The 17,589-nt window shown below is 72.1% G+C and carries 19 protein-coding genes; 12 read left to right on the top strand and 7 right to left on the bottom strand.

What is annotated here, in order from left to right; all coding sequences use genetic code 11:
- Positions 1-69 precede the first annotated feature (69 nt).
- The 4 genes from N8I86_RS24875 (at position 70) to N8I86_RS24860 (ending at position 1,908) form a co-directional block, all read left to right on the top strand.
- Positions 70-294 carry a hypothetical protein gene (locus N8I86_RS24875; RefSeq protein WP_263278749.1) on the top strand — a complete coding sequence of 75 codons (225 nt, stop codon included), beginning with the start codon at positions 70-72 and terminating at the stop codon, positions 292-294.
- A gap of 166 nt (positions 295-460) precedes the next feature.
- On the top strand, positions 461-1,102 hold the full coding sequence (locus N8I86_RS24870; protein WP_073889300.1) for a TetR/AcrR family transcriptional regulator: 642 nt from the start codon (positions 461-463) through the stop codon (positions 1,100-1,102).
- A gap of 133 nt (positions 1,103-1,235) precedes the next feature.
- Positions 1,236-1,463, top strand: a complete 228-nt coding sequence (locus tag N8I86_RS24865) for a DUF3107 domain-containing protein (protein WP_073889298.1) — start codon at positions 1,236-1,238, stop codon at positions 1,461-1,463.
- 172 nt (positions 1,464-1,635) lie between these two features.
- Positions 1,636-1,908, top strand: coding sequence for a hypothetical protein (locus N8I86_RS24860; protein WP_073889297.1), 273 nt, complete (start codon positions 1,636-1,638; stop codon positions 1,906-1,908).
- Positions 1,909-2,016: 108 nt separating this feature from the next.
- Here the strand turns inward: N8I86_RS24860 and N8I86_RS24855 are convergent, their stop codons facing one another.
- Positions 2,017-2,763, bottom strand: coding sequence for a ferritin-like fold-containing protein (locus N8I86_RS24855; RefSeq protein WP_073889295.1), 747 nt, complete (start codon positions 2,761-2,763; stop codon positions 2,017-2,019).
- Between the two features lie 506 nt (positions 2,764-3,269).
- Here N8I86_RS24855 and N8I86_RS24850 point away from each other — a divergent pair.
- Positions 3,270-5,744, top strand: a complete 2,475-nt coding sequence (locus N8I86_RS24850) for a DEAD/DEAH box helicase (protein ID WP_263280151.1) — start codon at positions 3,270-3,272, stop codon at positions 5,742-5,744.
- A 140-nt stretch (positions 5,745-5,884) separates the two neighbouring features.
- Complete coding sequence (locus tag N8I86_RS24845) at positions 5,885-6,766, top strand: alpha/beta fold hydrolase (RefSeq protein ID WP_263278748.1); 882 nt, start codon at positions 5,885-5,887, stop codon at positions 6,764-6,766.
- Positions 6,767-6,802: 36 nt separating this feature from the next.
- On the opposite strand, the gene N8I86_RS24840 is transcribed toward N8I86_RS24845, so the two are convergent.
- Entirely contained in the window at positions 6,803-7,699 is an 897-nt protein-coding gene (locus N8I86_RS24840) for an NYN domain-containing protein (RefSeq protein ID WP_263280150.1), read from the bottom strand.
- 216 nt (positions 7,700-7,915) lie between these two features.
- Here N8I86_RS24840 and N8I86_RS24835 point away from each other — a divergent pair, with 216 nt between their 5' ends.
- Complete coding sequence (locus tag N8I86_RS24835) at positions 7,916-8,068, top strand: hypothetical protein (protein WP_185091248.1); 153 nt, start codon at positions 7,916-7,918, stop codon at positions 8,066-8,068.
- A gap of 47 nt (positions 8,069-8,115) precedes the next feature.
- Here the strand turns inward: N8I86_RS24835 and N8I86_RS24830 are convergent, their stop codons facing one another.
- The 3 genes from N8I86_RS24830 to N8I86_RS24820 all read right to left on the bottom strand — a co-directional run bounded on the left by N8I86_RS24830 (position 8,116) and on the right by N8I86_RS24820 (position 10,534).
- On the bottom strand, positions 8,116-8,721 hold the full coding sequence (locus tag N8I86_RS24830) for a MarC family protein (RefSeq protein WP_073889291.1): 606 nt from the start codon (positions 8,719-8,721) through the stop codon (positions 8,116-8,118).
- A gap of 133 nt (positions 8,722-8,854) precedes the next feature.
- Positions 8,855-9,712: a PHP domain-containing protein gene (locus N8I86_RS24825; protein WP_073889290.1), complete on the bottom strand. Its 858-nt coding sequence runs from the start codon at positions 9,710-9,712 to the stop codon at positions 8,855-8,857.
- Between the two features lie 180 nt (positions 9,713-9,892).
- Positions 9,893-10,534: a DUF6758 family protein gene (locus N8I86_RS24820; RefSeq protein ID WP_073889288.1), complete on the bottom strand. Its 642-nt coding sequence runs from the start codon at positions 10,532-10,534 to the stop codon at positions 9,893-9,895.
- Positions 10,535-10,692: 158 nt separating this feature from the next.
- Between N8I86_RS24820 and N8I86_RS24815 the strand changes: the two genes are divergently transcribed.
- Entirely contained in the window at positions 10,693-11,916 is a 1,224-nt protein-coding gene (locus N8I86_RS24815) for an MFS transporter (protein ID WP_073889287.1), read from the top strand.
- A 40-nt stretch (positions 11,917-11,956) separates the two neighbouring features.
- Here the strand turns inward: N8I86_RS24815 and N8I86_RS24810 are convergent, their stop codons facing one another.
- Positions 11,957-12,541, bottom strand: coding sequence for a suppressor of fused domain protein (locus N8I86_RS24810; protein WP_073889285.1), 585 nt, complete (start codon positions 12,539-12,541; stop codon positions 11,957-11,959).
- A 484-nt stretch (positions 12,542-13,025) separates the two neighbouring features.
- Here N8I86_RS24810 and N8I86_RS24805 point away from each other — a divergent pair, with 484 nt between their 5' ends.
- Positions 13,026-14,150 (top strand): magnesium and cobalt transport protein CorA, encoded by a 1,125-nt coding sequence (locus tag N8I86_RS24805; protein WP_073889284.1) that lies wholly within the window; start codon positions 13,026-13,028, stop codon positions 14,148-14,150.
- Between the two features lie 23 nt (positions 14,151-14,173).
- Positions 14,174-14,686 carry a hypothetical protein gene (locus N8I86_RS24800; RefSeq protein WP_073889282.1) on the top strand — a complete coding sequence of 171 codons (513 nt, stop codon included), beginning with the start codon at positions 14,174-14,176 and terminating at the stop codon, positions 14,684-14,686.
- Between the two features lie 24 nt (positions 14,687-14,710).
- Here N8I86_RS24800 and N8I86_RS24795 read toward each other — a convergent pair whose 3' ends face one another.
- Positions 14,711-15,454: a hypothetical protein gene (locus N8I86_RS24795; RefSeq protein ID WP_263278747.1), complete on the bottom strand. Its 744-nt coding sequence runs from the start codon at positions 15,452-15,454 to the stop codon at positions 14,711-14,713.
- 216 nt (positions 15,455-15,670) lie between these two features.
- Between N8I86_RS24795 and N8I86_RS24790 the strand changes: the two genes are divergently transcribed.
- Both N8I86_RS24790 and N8I86_RS24785 read left to right on the top strand, forming a co-directional pair.
- Complete coding sequence (locus N8I86_RS24790) at positions 15,671-16,960, top strand: magnesium transporter MgtE N-terminal domain-containing protein (protein ID WP_073889279.1); 1,290 nt, start codon at positions 15,671-15,673, stop codon at positions 16,958-16,960.
- Entirely contained in the window at positions 16,950-17,555 is a 606-nt protein-coding gene (locus N8I86_RS24785) for a DUF1003 domain-containing protein (RefSeq protein WP_073889278.1), read from the top strand. Before N8I86_RS24790 ends, N8I86_RS24785 begins: the two co-directional genes overlap by 11 nt.
- Positions 17,556-17,589 lie beyond the last annotated feature (34 nt).

Below are 17,589 nucleotides of genomic sequence, written 5' to 3'. Positions count from 1 at the left end.
GGCTCGTACAGAGGGCACCCGCTGTGGCCCCTGCCGCTTCCAGGGACGTTCGTAGGAAGGGAGCCCACCATGACCTATGACCCCACCGAGCCCGACGCCATCGAGGACCTGGAGCCCGAGCCGGACCAGGAGACGGACGTCGAGGCGCCCGAGGTGGACGCTGCCGAGCAGCACGCGGACCTCGCGCCGAACCGCGACGACCCCCTGACGGGCGTGGACCCGGACCGCGCGAACGTGGCCGACCTGGTCGAACAGGCGCGCGTCGTCTCACTCGACGAGGACGACTACCGCTGACCTCGCGGGACACCCGGGACCACTGCGGGTCCCGGGAGAAGCGCTCCGCGGCTTTCGCGGCCGTCCGGTACGTGAAATTCTGCGCTCGCACCGCGCACAGCACGGTTACCGAAAAGTACGATGGCCGCGCGGTCTACACCGCATGTGGACGACATTGGGAGGCGGCGTGACAGCCATCGAGCAAACTGAGGCGGCACGCCCGCGCGGCACCCGTCTGCCGCGCCGCGCCCGGCGGAACCAGCTGCTGGGCGCCGCCCAGGAGGTTTTCGTCGCGCAGGGGTACCACGCGGCGGCGATGGACGACATCGCCGAGCGGGCCGGCGTCAGCAAGCCGGTGCTCTACCAGCACTTTCCCGGCAAGCTCGACCTCTACCTCGCCCTGCTGGACCAGCACTGCGAGTCGCTGATCCAGGCGGTGCGCGGCGCGCTCGCCTCGACGTCCGACAACAAGCAGCGCGTGCGGGCGACCATGGACGCCTACTTCGCGTACGTCGAGGACGACGGCGGCGCCTTCCGGCTGGTCTTCGAGTCGGACCTGACGAACGAGCCGGCGGTGCGCGAGCGCGTCGACAAGGTCACCGTCGAGTGCGCCGAGGCGATCTGCGAGGTCATCGCCGAGGACACGGGTCTGTCGCGCGCGGAGTCGATGCTGCTCGCCTCCGGCCTCGGCGGTCTCGCCCAGGTGGTGGCCCGCTCCTGGCTGCACAGCGACCGCAGCGTCCCGCGCGACCAGGCGGTGCAGCTGCTCACCTCGCTGGCCTGGCGGGGCATCGCCGGCTTCCCGCTGCACGGCATCGAACACCACTGAGGACCGCCCGCCGGCCGGACTGTTCGCTGATGGCGTTCCGTCCGGCAGCGTGTACGTCCCCTCACCGGGCTAATGTGTGCAGCGTACGGCGCGGAAGATCGCGCACATCACTGACCGTCGGAGGGACATAGCCGTGGAGGTCAAGATCGGCGTGCAGCACGCGCCCCGCGAGATCGTTCTGGAGAGCGGTCAGAGCGTCGAGGAGGTCGAGCGCGTGGTGACCGATGCGCTGGCCGGCAAGACCCAGCTCCTGAGCCTCCAGGACGAGAAGGGCCGCAAGATCCTGGTCCCGACGGAACGCCTGGCGTACGTGGAGATCGGCGAGCCGGCCGTGCGCAAGGTGGGCTTCGGCACGCTCTAGGCAGAGGTTCGGGCAGGGGCCCGGCGGCTGACGGCCGCCGGGCCCTTCGCTGTGCGGTGCCCGCACGGACGGAGCACAACTCGTCCATAGCGGTGGATTGCATTCCGCAGGTCACGGGTAGGACGGGCTACGACACCGTCAAGCCCGGAACCGCCGTGGGAGGGACCCCGAGATGATCCTGGAAGCACTCGGATCCGCAGTGCTCGGTCTCGTCCTCGCGTGGGCGGCGGCCCGCCGCCTGTCGCACCGGCTGCCGGCCCGCCCGCTGATCTTCACCACGGGCATCGCCGGGGCGCTCTTCGGTGACTTCGTCACCCACAGCGCCCTGGGCCCCGGCAGCTCCCTGCCGAGCCTCATCGGGGCCGTCGTCGTCTCGGCGGCGTCCCTCTCCCTGCTCCTCCGCCCCACGACCCGCCGCCTACGCCGACGATCAGCCCCGGCGTGACCGCGGCGCAGCGCCCCGTCAGGGGCGCGGGGAACTGCGCGACGAGCCACGAACGACCCGCAGCCGCACACCACCCCGCGAGCCACCCCCCACGGAGCGCACCGGCACTCAGGCCGCGAGGCCCAGCGCAGCCATCCGCTTCGTGTGCGCCTCCGTGATCCGCGAGAACATCCGCCCGACCTCCGCGAGGTCGAACCCGTCCGCCACGCCCCCGACGAGCATCGTGGACAGCGCGTCCCGGTCGGCGACGACCCGCTGCGACTGCGACAGCGCCTCGCCCATCAGCCGCCGCGCCCACAGCGCCAGCCGGCCGCCCACCCGCGGGTCGGCGTCGATCGCGGCACGGACCTTCTCCACCGCGAACTCGGCGTGCCCGGTGTCGTCCAGTACGGCGAGCACCAGCTCACGGCTGTCGGAGTCGAGACGGGCCGCCACCTCGCGGTAGAAGTCGCTCGCGATCGAGTCCCCCACGTACGCCTTGACCAGGCCCTCCAGCCAGTCCGAGGGCGCCGTCTGCTTGTGGAAGCCGTCCAGCGCGGCGACGAACGGGTCCATGGCGGCCGTCGGCTCCTCGCCGATCTCGGTCAGCCGGTCCCGCAGCCGCTCGAAGTGGTGGAACTCCGCCGACGCCATCTTCGCCAGCTCCGCCTTGTCCGCGAGGGTCGGCGCCAGCTTGGCGTCCTCCGCGAGGCGCTCGAACGCCGCCAGCTCCCCGTACGCGAGCGCGCCGAGCAGGTCCACGACAGCGGCGCGGTACTGCGGGTCGGCGGAGGCCTGCGCCCAGTCCTGGGCGGCGACACCGGTCGGTTCGGCGGAGGCGGCGGACGCGTTCTCAGGCTTGTCAGAGCTAGTCATGAGGCGCACAATAGCCCGCTCGGCGCCTCCGGGAAGCCCCTGGTCAACCACTGTGACGACGACTACGTGACCAATTCGGCCATCACATGTGCGCGATTCCGGGGTATGGTGGTAATGCGCCTGCTGAGTGCGTCGACGATGGTCGACGTGTCCGGACAGGGCGCACGCATGAGGATGCCCGGTCGGTGGCCCGATCGGCTCCGACCCGACAGCCCTCTCCGGCCGTACTGCTCATTACGTACGACGACCGGAAGGGACACCCTCAGCGGTACGAGCGCTAGAGCGTCGGCAGAGGTCCCGTGCTTTACGGCTGGCCCGAGTGGTTCGCCCGTATGGCAGCCGACGTCCCCGGCACGGTCCGTCAAAGACCCCCGCGCTCGCCTCGCACCGCGCCACACAGAAGAGGCATAGCCCTGACTACGACGTTTCGAGACCTCGGGATCCTGCCCGAGACGGCCGAGGCCCTGGAGGCCGTCGGCATCATCAACCCCTTCCCCATCCAGGAGATGACGCTCCCCGTCGCCCTTTCGGGCACGGACGTCATCGGCCAGGCGAAGACCGGCACCGGCAAGACGCTGGGCTTCGGTCTCCCGCTCCTGGAGCGCGTCACCGTCCCCGCCGACGTCGAGGCCGGACGCGCCACCCCCGAAGCCCTCACCGACGCCCCGCAGGCGCTCGTCGTCGTGCCGACGCGCGAGCTGTGCACCCAGGTCACCAACGACCTGCTCACGGCCGGCAAGGTCCGTAACGTGCGCGTGCTGGCGATCTACGGCGGCCGGGCGTACGAGCCGCAGGTCGAGGCCCTGAAGAAGGGCGTCGACGTCGTCGTCGGCACCCCGGGTCGGCTGCTGGACCTCGCGGGCCAGAAGAAGCTGAACCTCAACCACATCAAGAGCCTGGTCCTCGACGAGGCCGACGAGATGCTCGACCTGGGCTTCCTGCCCGACGTCGAGAAGATCATCAACCTGCTGCCGGCCAGGCGCCAGACCATGCTGTTCTCGGCCACCATGCCGGGCGCGGTCATCGGCCTCGCCCGCCGGTACATGTCGCAGCCCACGCACATCCGCGCCACCGCGCCGGACGACGAGGGCGTGACGGTCGCGAACATCAAGCAGTTCGTCTACCGCGCGCACTCCATGGACAAGCCGGAGATGGTCGCCCGCATCCTGCAGGCCGAGGGCCGCGGACTGGCGATGATCTTCTGCCGCACCAAGCGCACCGCCGCCGACATCGCCGAGCAGCTCCAGCGCCGCGGCTTCGCCTCCGGCGCCGTCCACGGCGACCTCGGCCAGGGCGCCCGCGAGCAGGCGCTGCGCGCCTTCCGCAACGGCAAGGTCGACGTCCTCGTCTGCACCGACGTCGCCGCGCGCGGCATCGACGTCGAGGGCGTGACCCACGTCATCAACTACCAGTCCCCCGAGGACGAGAAGACGTACCTGCACCGCGTCGGCCGCACCGGCCGGGCGGGCGCCAAGGGTACGGCGATCACGTTCGTCGACTGGGACGACATCCCGCGCTGGCAGCTGATCAACAAGGCGCTGGAGCTGGACTTCAACGACCCGGCGGAGACGTACTCCAGCTCCCCGCACCTGTTCTCCGACCTCGGCATCCCCACGGGCACGAAGGGCATACTGCCGCGCTCGGAGCGGACCCGTGCGGGTCTGGGCGCGGAGGAGCTCGAGGACCTGGGCGAGACCGGCGGGCGTGGCGCTCGCGGCGGTCGTGGCGACCGGGGCGGCCGTGGCGGCCGCGACCGGGTGGAGACGGCCGAGCGTGAGCGTCCGGCCCGTACGCCGCGCCGTCGCCGCCGTACCCGCGGGGGCGCCCCGGCGGAAGCCACCGCAACGTCGGCACCGGCACCGTCCGTCGAGTCCGCCACCGCCGGCACCGAGGACGCGCAGGCGGCCCGTACGCCGCGCCGTCGTCGCCGTACCCGCGGCGGAGCGCCCGGGGAGGCCCTGCCGGCCGCCGCGACGGTCACGGCCGACGAGGCAGCCGTCGAGGCGGTGGACACGGTAGAGGCTCCGGCCGAGCCGGCCGCCGCGGAGAAGCCGCGCCGCCGTCGCACCCGCAGGACCGCGGAGCAGCCGGCGACCGAGACCGCGGTGGAGCCGACGGTCGCGGTCGGCCCGGTGTCCGAGCCGGTCGTCGAGACCGCGCCCGAGGCCGCTCCGGCCGAGGAGGCCGCACCGCGCCGCCGTACCCGCAAGGCGGCCGCCGCCGCCGAGACCGCCGTCGACACGGCGGAGGGCACGGAGGCCAAGCCGCGCCGCCGCACCCGCAAGACCGCGGAGCCGGTCACGGAGGCCGCCGCCACCGAGGCCCCGGCCGCGGAGGAGACCCCGGCCGCCAAGCCGCGCCGCACCCGCAAGACCGCCGCCGCCGCCGAGGTCGCCGTGGACACCGCGGAAGGCACCGAGGCCAAGCCGCGCCGCACCCGGAAGACCGCCACCGCGGCCACCCCGGACGCGCCCGAGGCCGAGGCCGAGGCTGAGGCCAAGCCGCGCCGCACCCGCAAGACCGCCGCCGCCGCCGAGGTCGCCGTGGACACCGCGGAAGGCACCGAGGCCAAGCCGCGCCGCACCCGGAAGACCGCCACCGCGGCCACCCCGGACGCGCCCGAGGCCGAGGCTGAGGCCAAGCCGCGCCGCACCCGCAAGACCGCCGCGACCGCCGAGGCCGCCGTGGACACCGCGGAAGGCACCGAGGCCAAGCCGCGCCGCACCCGCAAGGCCGCCGCGACCGCCGAGGCCCCGGCCACGGAGGAGACCCCGGCCGCCAAGCCGCGCCGCACCCGCAAGACCGCCGCCGCCGTGGTGGAGGCCGACGGGGCCGAGGCCGCCGCTCCGAAGGTCCGGCGGACCCGTAAGGCCGTCGCGACCGCTCCGGAGATTCCGGCGCAGGCCAGCGACGAGCCGGAGGCCAAGCCGCGCCGCCGCACCCGCAAGGCGACGGCCGCCGTGGAGGCTACGGAGGCCTGACCGGCACCGTAACCCCGGTGCACCCGATCCGCCGATGGCCCGGCCCACTTCCGTGGGCCGGGCCATCGGCGTTCTCCGCGCGCTTCCGTACGCCCGCGCACCCTGCGCGGGTCCCGTCCGCGCCCGATAGCCTGCTCCTCATGAGCAGGCCCGCGACCTTCGTCCCGCCCCCCGGCGCCCGTGCGTACCCGCTGCGGACGGCACGCGGTGAGTTCGCCGTCGTCGACGCGCCCGTGGCCGCCGGTGTCGAGCCCCGGGGAGTCGCGCTGCTGCTGCCGGGGTTCACCGGCAGCAAGGAGGACTTCAACCCGCTGCACGTCCCGCTCGCGGAGCGCGGGTACCGGACCGTGGCCGTCGACGGGCGCGGCCAGTACGAGTCGGACGGTCCGGCGACGGACGAATCCGCCTACGCGCAGGAGGAGTTGGCGCGGGACGTGCTGGCGCAGGCGGCGGCGCTCGGGCAGCCGGTGCATCTGCTGGGGCACTCGCTCGGCGGGCAGATCTCCCGCGCGGCGGTCCTGCTCGACCACGCGCCGTTCCGGTCGCTGACCCTGATGGCGTCCGGTCCGGCGCAGATCTCGGCGTCCCAGCGGGAGCGGGTGAAGCTGCTGCGGGACGCGCTCGCGGTGATGAGCATGGCCGAGGTGTGGGACGCGATCCAGGCAATGGAGACGCCCGAGGAGACCGAGACGCCGTCGCTCGACGGCGGCCTCGACGAACGGGACGACCTGCGGCGCCGCTGGCTGGCCACCAAGCCCGCCCAACTCATCGCGACCGGGCGCCAGTTGTGCACGGAGCCGGACCGGATCGCCGAACTGGCCGCCGTACCCCTGCCGTTCCACGTGCTGTCGGGCGCCCAGGACGACACCTGGCCGCTGCCGCTGCTCGACGACATGGCGGTACGGCTGCGGGCGCGGCGGACCGTCGTCGAGGGGGCCGAGCACTCCCCCAACACCGACCGCCCGCTCGCCACCGCCGAGGCGATCGCCGGCTTCTGGGACGGCGGCCCGGCCGGGGTGTGACCCCGCGGGTGCGACCGGAGCCGGCCGCGCGCCGGGCTAGAACTGCGCCTGGAGGTGGTCCCAGAATCCGTCCCTGAGGGAGCGGCGCAGGTCCGCCTGGCCGCGCAGGGAGTACTGGAGCAGGCCCTCGGCCTCGACCAGCAGGTCCTGGTCGACGGAGCCCGGCAGGTAGGGGTGGCCGGGGAGCAGTTCGACCAGTGCCTCGCGGCCCCGGGAGGCCAGCCACTTGGCGGCGATCTGGGCGCCGACGAAGCGGACGGCCTCGCGGGTGGGGCGGGTACCGGCGGTGGCCTCGTAGGCGGCGGCCGTGCGCCGGGTGACGTACGGCTTGAAGAACTCCAGGTCGAGGGTGCGCTGGCTGTCCACCTCCCAGAGCAGCGGCTCGGCCTGGTTGCGGCCCTCGGGCGCCTCGATGCCCCAGAGGTGGACGCGGGCGCCGTACCCCTGGGCCGCCTCGACCGCCGACACCAGGTCCTCGTCGCCGCCGAGCAGGGCCGCGTCGCTGATCGCGCGGTGCCGGGCAAGGGACTCCAGGTCGGAGCGGATCAGGGAGTCGACGCCCTTCTGCTGGTTGTTGGCGTTGAGGTTGCCGAGGCGGACCTTGACGTCGGGGAGTTCGGCGATGGACTGCTGCTCGGCGGTGTGGATGCGGCGGCGGGCGCCGTCGTACCAGTACACGCGCAGCAGCCGGCTGTCCGCGAAGATCGTGCGGGCGCGGTCGATCAGCGCGTCGATCAGCCCCTCGGCATCGAGGTCGAAGGCCCGGCGGTCCTCGGTCCCGGCGACCAGCCGCCCGGCGGCCGCGTACAGATAGCCCGCGTCGACGAAGATCGCGTGGGTCGAGGGCGTCTTCGCCACCTCGGCGAGCATGCGCTGCAACAGCTCGTTCGTGCGGTCGATGCGGGCGCCCAGGGCCGCCAGTTCGTCGTTCATCGCCTCCATTGTCCCGTTGGTCACGCTGCGAACACAACCGGTCCCGGTCGGTCCCCCGAGATCGCTTACCGGTCGGTAATTAGGCGTTCGAAAAATTTCTTTAGCGTAGGGAATGTTTGTAACAAGAAGCACGTTGACTACGTACGACACCGGATACCCATCCGGTGCTCACGAGTAGTTCTCCGCAGGAGGATGACCAGACGAAGGGAGAAGCCCATGCGCTTCGAAATCATGCGACTCGACCACGTCGACGGGACCACCGTGGACAGCACGGTCGTGGACGCCGCCTCCGTCAACCGGATCGTTCAGCAGGCCGCCGCCGTAGGACAGCGCCTCTGGATCCGCCCGGCCGAGACCCCGGCCTCGTAGCGGGCACGGCCACTCAAGCTTTCCGGGGGAGCCGAACCGGCGAAGGGTCAGCTCCCCCGGATGACCTGAGTGATCCCGTTGATGATCTGCTGCACCGCGATCGCGGAGAGCATCATGCCCGCGAGCCGGGTCACCAGGACGACGCCGCCGTCCTTGATGACCCGGATGATCAGCAGCGAGTAACGCATCACCAGCCACAGCACGACGTGGATCGCGAGGATCGCGGACCACACCGAGACCTGCGTGGCCACACTGCCGGCCTTCTGCACGGCCAGGATCACGGACACGATGGCGCCGGGGCCCGCGAGCAGCGGCATGCCCAGCGGTACGAGGGCCACGTTCACGTCCTTGGTCTGCTTCGGCTCGTCGGTCTTGCCGGTGAGCAGGTCCAGCGCGATCAGCAGGAGCAGCAGACCGCCCGCGATCATCAGCGCGGGGACGGAGACGTGCAGGTAGTCGAGGATCTGGTGGCCCAGGACACCGAACGTGGCGATGACACCGAGCGCCACGCACACCGCCTGGAAGGCCATGCGCTTCTGCACCTTGGCCGGACGGCCGGCGGTCAGGGCGAGGAAGATCGGGGTGATCCCGGGGGGATCCATGATGACGAAGAGGGTCAGGAACAGGGAGCCGAAGACGGCGATGTCGAACATGGTGTGCCTTGCAGGAGAGAGCCACCGCCGGCGGCGCCCGTCCGGCGGGGCGGACAGGCGGGCACGGCGGCCGTACTACGGGCGTACTGGGGAAGGGTGACGAGGGTGGCGCCGGATCGCGGGCGCCGGGCGGTCAGATTCCGCCGGTTCCCGGGACCGGGAACGCGCCGGTCGCGCGCCGGGTGATCTCCCCGTAGACCTCGGGGTCGGTCGTGCAGGCGCCGAGCGACACCGTCTTGCGGCTGCCGTGGTAGTCCGAGGAGCCCGTGACCAGCAGGCCCAGCTCGTCGGCGAGGGCCCGCAGCCGGGTCCGGGCGTCGGCGTCGTGGTCCATGTGATCGACCTCGATGCCGTCGAGTCCCGCGGCGGCCATCTCGGCGATCGCGGTCTCGGGGACCGTACGACCGCGCTTGACGGCGGCCGGGTGCGCGAAGACGGTGACCCCGCCCGCGCCCTTGACCAGCCGGATCGCCTCGAAGGGGTCGGTCTCGTGCTTCGGCACGTAGGCCCGGCCGCCGTCGGCGAGCCACTCCTCGGTGAACGCGTCGCTCACCGTGGGCACGACGCCCAGCTCCACCAGGGCGGTGGCGACGTGCGGGCGCCCCACGGAACCGCCGGCGGCGATCCGCTCGACCTGCTCCCAGGTGACGGGCACACCCAGCGCGTTCAGCCGGGCGACCATGCCCTGGGCCCGCGGCACCCGGTCGTCCCGGACCAGCTCGCGCTCGGCGAGCAGGGCGGGCTCCTCGGGGTCGAAGAGGTAGGCCAGCAGGTGCATCGAGACGCCGTCGATCCGGCACGACAGCTCGGCGCCGGTGACCAGGGTGAGCCCCGCGGGCAGCGCGGCGATCGCCTCGCCGTACCCGCGGGTGGTGTCGTGGTCGGTCAGCGCGACGACGTCCAGTCCGGCGGCGGCCGCGTTGCGCACCAGCTCGGCCGGCGTGTCCGTACCGTCGGAGGCCGTGGAGTGACAGTGCAGATCGACGCGCACGGTGACTCCAGACGGGGGACGGGACGGCAGGGACACCTAAGGATAGCGGTGTTTTCGCGCCCTCCTGTCACACCCGCAACCGCCCGGCGCCCCCTACCGAAACCCCCTCGGGCGCGGGGAACCGCGCGAGCGGCCACGGGACGCCCGCCGCCGGACCGCCCGGCCCGTCGCCCCGGGGCGCTACGGCCGGAGCAGGCGCGGCGACAACGCCCCGCACGGCACCAGGTCCAGCTCCGCGCCCGCGTCCCGCAGGTCGGTCAGCACCAGCTCGTCGTACATGAGCAGCCCGGCCTGCTCGGGCCACATCACCGCCCACAACCACATGCCGAGCGCCTCGCCCGCGAAGACGGCGCGGTCGTCGGGGGTGCGGTAGACGTGCCAGAGCGGGGTCGGGCGGCCGGCGGCCAGGACCTTGGCCTGGGGCGGCTTCTCCACGTTCATGTACGACCCCGGGTCCGGTCCGTCGATGCCCGCGTAGCGCGCGCCGAGACCGACGCCCAGTTCCTCGGCGACGAGGATCAGCTCGCCGGGGCCGCCGAGCGGGCCGGGACCCGAGCACGCGACGGCGGTCGCGCGGCCGCCGCTGCGGTCGTCGCCCGCGTAGCCCACGCCGGTGAACAGCCAGCCGACCGGCAGCGGCCAGGGCATCCACACCGGCACCTGCGTGCGGTGCACCACGACGTTCAGGGCCTCGACGCTGGGCGGGATCACGGGCTGCAGCGGATACACCGCGCCGTGCACATCGCACTGCCACGTATCGGCGAAGAGACCGGGAGCCCTGACCCGGCCACCGCACCTCGGGCAACTGGGTTCGCCCCTCATAGGGCTCCACGGTCCTACCCCGGCCCGCCCACGTCAAGGACGATCACCCGTCCGGACGGAAGGACGACCCCGGCCCATATAGATGTAACTTGCATTTATTAGGGTGGCTAACTTACTGTATGCATAAACCAACTATCCAACGGGGACGGGAGAAGCACATGGACCCCCTCGACGCGGGAGCCGGGAGCATCCTGCGACAGCCCAAGGCCGTCTGGGCCACGGCCGGCGCCTCCGTCGTCGCCTTCATGGGCATCGGCCTGGTCGACCCGATCCTGCCGTCCATCGCGCGGGGCCTCGACGCCACCGCCGGGCAGGTGTCCCTCCTCTTCACCTCGTACTTCCTGATCACCGCGATCGCGATGCTGCTGACCGGCTTCGTCTCCAGCCGCGTCGGCGGCCGCAGGACCCTGCTGCTGGGGCTCGCCTTCGTGGTCGTCTTCGCGGGCCTGGCCGGCACCTCCGGCTCGGTCGGCCGGCTCGTCGGCTTCCGGGCTGGCTGGGGCCTCGGCAACGCGCTGTTCGTCTCGACCGCCCTCGCGGTGATCGTCGGCGCGGCGGCGGGCGGCAGCGCCGCGGCCATCCTGCTCTACGAGTCCGCCCTGGGCCTCGGCATGGCCTGCGGCCCCCTGCTCGGCGCGGTCCTCGGCAACATCAGCTGGCGCTACCCCTTCTTCGGCACGGCCACGCTGATGGCGATCGGCTTCCTGTGCATCACGGCGTTCCTGAAGGAGCAGCCGAAGCCGGCCCGCAGGACCTCGCTGCTGGATCCCCTCAAGGCGCTCGGCCACGGCGGCCTGGCCTCGGCGGCGGTGTCGGCGTTCTTCTACAACTACACGTTCTTCACCGTGCTGGCCTTCACGCCGTTCGTGCTGGACATGTCCCCGTACCGCTCGGGCGCGGTGTTCTTCGCCTGGGGCCTGCTGCTCGCCGTCTTCTCGGTGATCGTGGCCCCGCGCATGCAGGAGCGGTTCGGCTCGCTGAAGGTGCTCGGCGGCTCGCTGGTGCTGCTCGCGGCGGACGTCCTCGTGCTCGGCTACGGCGACCACACCACGGCCGTCGTCTGCACGGTCCTGTCCGGCGCGTTCATCGGCGTGAACAACACCGTCTACACCGAACTCGCCCTCGGCGTGTCGGACGCCCCGCGCCCGGTGGCGAGCGCGGGCTACAACTTCGTCCGCTGGTTCGCGGCGGCCGCCGCACCCTGGTTCGCGCCGAAGATCGAGGAGTGGACGGACGTCCACATGCCGTTCGTCGTCGCGGCGGTGACGGCGGCTCTCGGCGCGGTCGTGGTCCTCGTCCGGCGCCGGGCCCTCACCCTGGAGGCCGCGGAGCAGGCACCGCGGCACGCCTCGCAGGACGGGGTCGGCGTCTTCGCCAACTGACCGCCGGGGAGCAGGCTTTGGTGAGCTTGCTCACTCCGGCTCAGTCCAGCGGGACGGACCTGCGGGCGGGGTCCCTCAGGTCCGTCCCGTTCGCGAGCCAGCGCTCCTGGAGGGCCTGGGCGCCGTGAACCCGCTTCCAGGCGGCCTCGTTGGGGGTCATCGGCAGCAGCGGCAGGAACCGTACGGGGTCCAGCGGATCGTCGAGGTCCAGATCCTCGACCAGACCGCCGGGCTCGCCCACCAGGACCGAGGTGAACGGGGCGCCGGGCCACAGCGGCTCGCCGACGTCCAGGGAGGCGCCGGGAGTCACCACCAGACCCTCCACCTGCGGGGACGCGGCGAGGACGGCGAGCGGACGCAGGACCGGGTCGGTGTCGGCGACGCCCGCGCGGACGGACAGGACCAGCTCGGCGCGGGGACCCTTGACCGGGTCGGCGAGCATCGCCGTGGGGTCCGCCATGGGGTGCGCGGACATGCCGAGGGTGGCGTAGCGGAGGACGTCCCCCTCCTGGAACCGGAGCACCTCGATGCGGTCCGTGCCGAGGAAGGTGACCGCGGCGCGCGCGTCCGGTTCGCCCAGCGCGGTGTTCAACCGTGCCTCGACCAGAGGAAGAACATCAACCATGCGGTGAGCATAGAACTCGTCAGCTGCGGGCAAAGCGGCGCCTTGACAGTATGGGCGGCTGGTACTCTGAGCCGGTGGTTCGGGGCAGCACGCAGAAGCGTCGCTATCGAGTCCCGACGCCGATGAGACTCCCTTACGAGGGACCGGCCGGAGGAGGTGGGGCTGTCATGGATCGAAGTCGACCGTGCAGTACCACTCGCTCTTCCTGCCTTTGATGTAAATCCTGGCTGGTTCCCGGCTGCCGCCTTCCCGTGCGCGTCACCGTTCGGAAGAGCACTTCGTCTCGCTTTGCCTGATCCGTCTGATCGCCTGATCCGCCCGATCTGAATCAGTTCTGCATCAGTAGCGAAGTCGCCACCGCGACGGTGCGGTGCTCCCCGCTTTGCGGACGTGCCAAACATGCGCAGTCAGGACGTCCCCATTCCGGGTAGTTCCACCCGTCGCCGCGCGCACTGTCGCTGCCCGCCCGCGAAGGAGCCTGCCCATGTCGATGATTCGCGACCTGCGTGCCGTGGTCCGCCCGTCCTCCCGTGTCTCCCTGCGCAAGGACGCCGGCGCCTCCTACGACACCACCCGCGATCCCGGCACGCCCTCGGCGGTCGTGGACTGCGCCGTCTACCGCGACGGTGCCCGCGTGGCGAGCGACAAGCCGCTGACCCCGCAGGAGGCGATGCGGCAGGTGCGCCGTGACGGCGGCTTCGTCTGGATCGGGCTGCACGAGCCGACCGAGGGCGAATTCTCCGGTATCGCGAGCGAGTTCGGGCTGCACCCGCTGGCCGTCGAGGACGCGGTGCAGGCGCACCAGCGGCCGAAGCTGGAGCGCTACGACGACTCGCTGTTCACGGTCTTCAAGACCATCCACTACGTCGAGCACGACCGGCTCACGGCCAACAGCGAGGTCGTCGAGACCGGCGAGGTCATGTGCTTCACCGGCCGGGACTTCTTCATCACCGTCCGGCACGGCGGCCAGGGCTCGCTCAGGGCGCTGCGGCACCGTCTCCAGGACGACCTCGAACTGCTCGCGAAGGGCCCCTCCGCCGTCCTGCACGCCATCGCCGACCACGTCGTCGACGGCTACATCGCGGTCGCGGACGCCGTGCAGGACGACATCGACGAGGTGGAGACCGAGGTCTTCTCGCCGGGCCGCAGGGGCGGTGTCTCGCGCGGTGTGGACTCGGCGCGGATCTACCAACTCAAGCGCGAGGTGCTGGAGTTCAAGCGGGCGGTGGCGCCGCTGCTGCGGCCCATGCAGCTGCTGAGCGAGCGTCCGATGCGGCTGATCGACCCCGACATCCAGAAGTACTTCCGGGACGTCGCCGACCACCTGGCCCGGGTCCAGGAGCAGGTGCTGGGCTTCGACGAACTGCTCAACTCCATCCTCCAGGCCAACCTGGCGCAGGCGTCCGTCGCGCAGAACGAGGACATGCGCAAGATCACCGCGTGGGCCGCGATCATCGCCGTACCGACGATGGTCTGCGGGGTGTACGGCATGAACTTCGAGCACATGCCCGAGCTGCACTGGCGGTACGGCTACCCGGTGATCATGGGCATCACGGTCGTCCTGTGTCTGGGCATCCACCGCACGCTCAAGCGCAACGGCTGGCTGTGAGCGGGCCTGGATAGGCTGGGCGCATGACAAGCGAGCTGCTCGACCGGGCCCTCATCGAGGAGGCCTCCAAGAAGTCCGGCCTCATCTGGGTCCGGGGCGCCGGTGCCCCGGCCGCGCGTGCGCTGTGGCACGTGTGGCACGAGGGCGCGGTGTGCGTGATCGGCGACGGTCCCGGTGAGCAGCCGCTGCCCGCGCTCGTGGACGGCGGCTCGGCCGAGCTGACCGTCCGCAGCAAGGACAAGGGCGGCCGGCTGGCGACGTTCCCGGCGACCGTCTCCGAACTCGCCCCCGGCTCCGAGGAGTGGGAGGCGGCCGTCGCCGAGCTGAAGGGCAAACGCCTGAACGCGCCCGACGGCGAGGAGATGCCGGGCCGCTGGGCCCGCGAGTGCCGGGTGCTGCGCCTGGTGCCGTCGGGGCTCGTGGAGCCGCTGCCCGACGGCAGCCTGGCGGAACGTCCCGTGCCGTCACCTGCGACGACGCGGATGCCGATGCCCGCGGGGCTGCCCAAGCTCCTCGCCCGGCGCCGGAAGAAGTGACGCCCGGCCGGTCCGGCCGTACCGCTAGGACGTCGGAAGCTGCCTGCCGTAGTCCACGGTCTCGGACTTGGCCGGCTTCGTGACCTCGAAGTCCTTGCCCCAGTCGGAGAACCGGAGGGTGCCCGCGTCGCCCGCCCGCACCAGGCGGAGCGGATACGGCCTGCCCTCCAGGGAGACGTCCAGCGTGCCGCCGGAACCCTTGTCGCCGGTGACCCGGATGGTCGGGGTACCCGACTGATCGGTGTGGTGGCCGTCCGTGGCCAGCGCGCCGTGCAGCGTCAGCAGACCGTCGAGGAGGACAGCCTTGTCCGTGAAGCCGCTGAACTTCTTGTACGCGGGGTCCCCCTGCGGGACCTTCACGTACTTGCCGTCCAGCTTTCCGGTGGCGCCGTCGGCGTCGGCGTGGTGCCAGAAGTCGGCGTCGGCCTTCAGATACAGCTGCTCGCCCACGCGCAGCAGCTTGAAGGTGGCGCCCTGCGCGGTCACCGACCCGGTGCCGCCGCCGGCCTTCAGCCGCATGTCCAGCCGGTACGTGCGCCCGCTGGTGACCACGGTCCCGGACAGGCGGACCGCCGGTGCCGCGTCCGCCGCCGCCCGGGTCTTCGCCTGGATCTTCGCGGCGGGCAGCTTGCCCACGCCGTTCGTCCCCGCGTCCGGGTCGTCACCGCCGCCGCACCCGGACAGCACCATCGCTCCCGTCACGGCGAGTGCGCAGGTCGCGGTCGCCAGCACGGTCCGGCGGGCACGGCCCCGGGGAGTCGCAGTCACAGATGGCGCTGCCTTTCTGACGGTTCCTGAGCGGCGTACCGCAGCGTACCGGTGCCCCGGCCGCCCGGCGGAGCCAGTCCGTCCGGACCGCACACCAGGGCGTACCCGACCGGTACGGGCTAGCCTGAAGCGCACCCGAGCGGGCAAATCCGAGCAATTCCCACGCATCGACCACCAGCACTCCCCCAGCGATTCCCAGGCAAAGGAAGCAGAGCCATGGCAGCCGGCGCCCCCCGGATCTTCGTCTCGCACATCGCCGGGGTCCCCGTCTTCGATCCGGCCGGCGACCAGGTGGGCCGCGTGCGCGATCTGGTCGTCATGCTGCGCGTCGGCCGGCGGCCCCCGCGGATCCTCGGACTGGTCGTCGAGCTGTCCACCCGGCGCCGTATCTTCCTGCCGATGACCCGGGTGACCGGTATCGAGTCCGGCCAGGTCATCACCACCGGCGTGGTCAACGTCCGCCGCTTCGAGCAGCGGCCCACCGAGCGGCTGGTCTTCGGCGAGCTGCTGGACCGGCGCGTGACCCTGGTGGAGACCGGCGAGGAGGTCACCGTCCTCGACGTGTCCGTGCAGCAGCTGCCCGCGCGCCGCGACTGGGAGGTCGACCGCGTCTTCGTCCGCAAGGGCAGGAAGGGCGGCGCCTTCCGCCGCGCCAAGGGCGAGACGCTCACCGTGGAGTGGTCGGCCGTCACCGGGTTCTCCCTGGAGGAGCACGGGCAGGGCGCGGAGAGCCTGCTCGCCACCTTCGAGCAGCTGCGCCCCGCCGACCTGGCCAACGTCCTGCACCACCTGTCGCCCAAGCGGCGCGCCGAGGTCGCCGCCGCCCTCGACGACGACCGGCTCGCCGACGTGCTGGAGGAGCTCCCCGAGGACGACCAGATCGAGATCCTCGGCAAGCTGAAGGAGGAGCGCGCGGCGGACGTCCTGGAGGCGATGGACCCCGACGACGCGGCCGACCTGCTCTCCGAGCTGCCCGAGGAGGACAAGGAGCGGCTGCTGAGTCTGATGCAGCCCGCCGACGCGGCCGACATGCGGCGCCTGATGTCGTACGAGGAGCACACCGCGGGCGGTCTGATGACGACGGAGCCGATCGTGCTGCGCCCGGACGCCACGGTCGCCGACGCGCTCGCCCGGGTCCGCAACCAGGACCTCTCCCCGGCCCTCGCCGCCCAGGTCTACGTGTGCCGCCCGCCCGACGAGACGCCGACCGGCAAGTACCTGGGGACCGTGCACTTCCAGCGGCTGCTGCGCGACCCCCCGTACACGCTGGTCAGCTCGCTCGTGGACGACGATCTGCAGCCGCTCGCCCCCGACGCCACCCTGCCGATCATCGCCGGGTTCTTCGCCACGTACGACATGGTGGCCGCGCCCGTGGTGGACGAGTCCGGGTCGCTGCTCGGCGCGGTCACCGTGGACGACGTGCTCGACCACATGCTGCCCGACGACTGGCGGGAGACGGAGTTCCACCTGGACGAGGGAGAGGGGGCCGCCGCTCATGGCTCCTGAGCGCGACAGCGCGACGCGCGAGCGCAGCCCGGCGGGTGCCACGGCCGCGCCCCGGCCCCGGGCGCCGCGGCTGGACCAGCCGCGTCCGCCCCGGCGCCGGTTCCTGCCCGAATGGGACCCGGAGGCCTTCGGCCGCCTGTCGGAGCGGATCGCCCGCTTCCTGGGCACGGGACGCTTCATCGTCTGGATGACGGTCGTCATCATCGCCTGGGTGGTGTGGAACATCGCCGCGCCGGGGCACCTGCGCTTCGACCCGTACCCGTTCATCTTCCTGACGCTGATGCTGTCCCTGCAGGCCTCCTACGCGGCCCCGCTGATCCTGCTCGCCCAGAACCGGCAGGACGACCGCGACCGGGTCAACCTGGAGCAGGACCGCAAGCAGAACGAGCGGTCCATCGCCGACACCGAGTACCTGACCAGGGAGGTGGCGGCGCTGCGGATGGGGCTCGGCGAGGTGGCCACCCGCGACTGGATCCGCTCGGAGCTCCAGGACGTGGTCAAGGAGCTGGAGGAACGAAGGCGGCACGACGGGCATGTCGTATTCCCGGCAGAGCGGGCAGAACGGTCGCCGGGACGTGACGCAGACGACCGCTGAAGGGCTACCCGCAGTGCCCTCGGGGCGCCGTACC

The organism is Streptomyces albidicamelliae, assembly GCF_025642175.1.
GTDB lineage: Bacteria > Actinomycetota > Actinomycetes > Streptomycetales > Streptomycetaceae > Streptomyces > Streptomyces albidocamelliae.
This window is presented reverse-complemented; position numbering and strand designations above follow the sequence as displayed.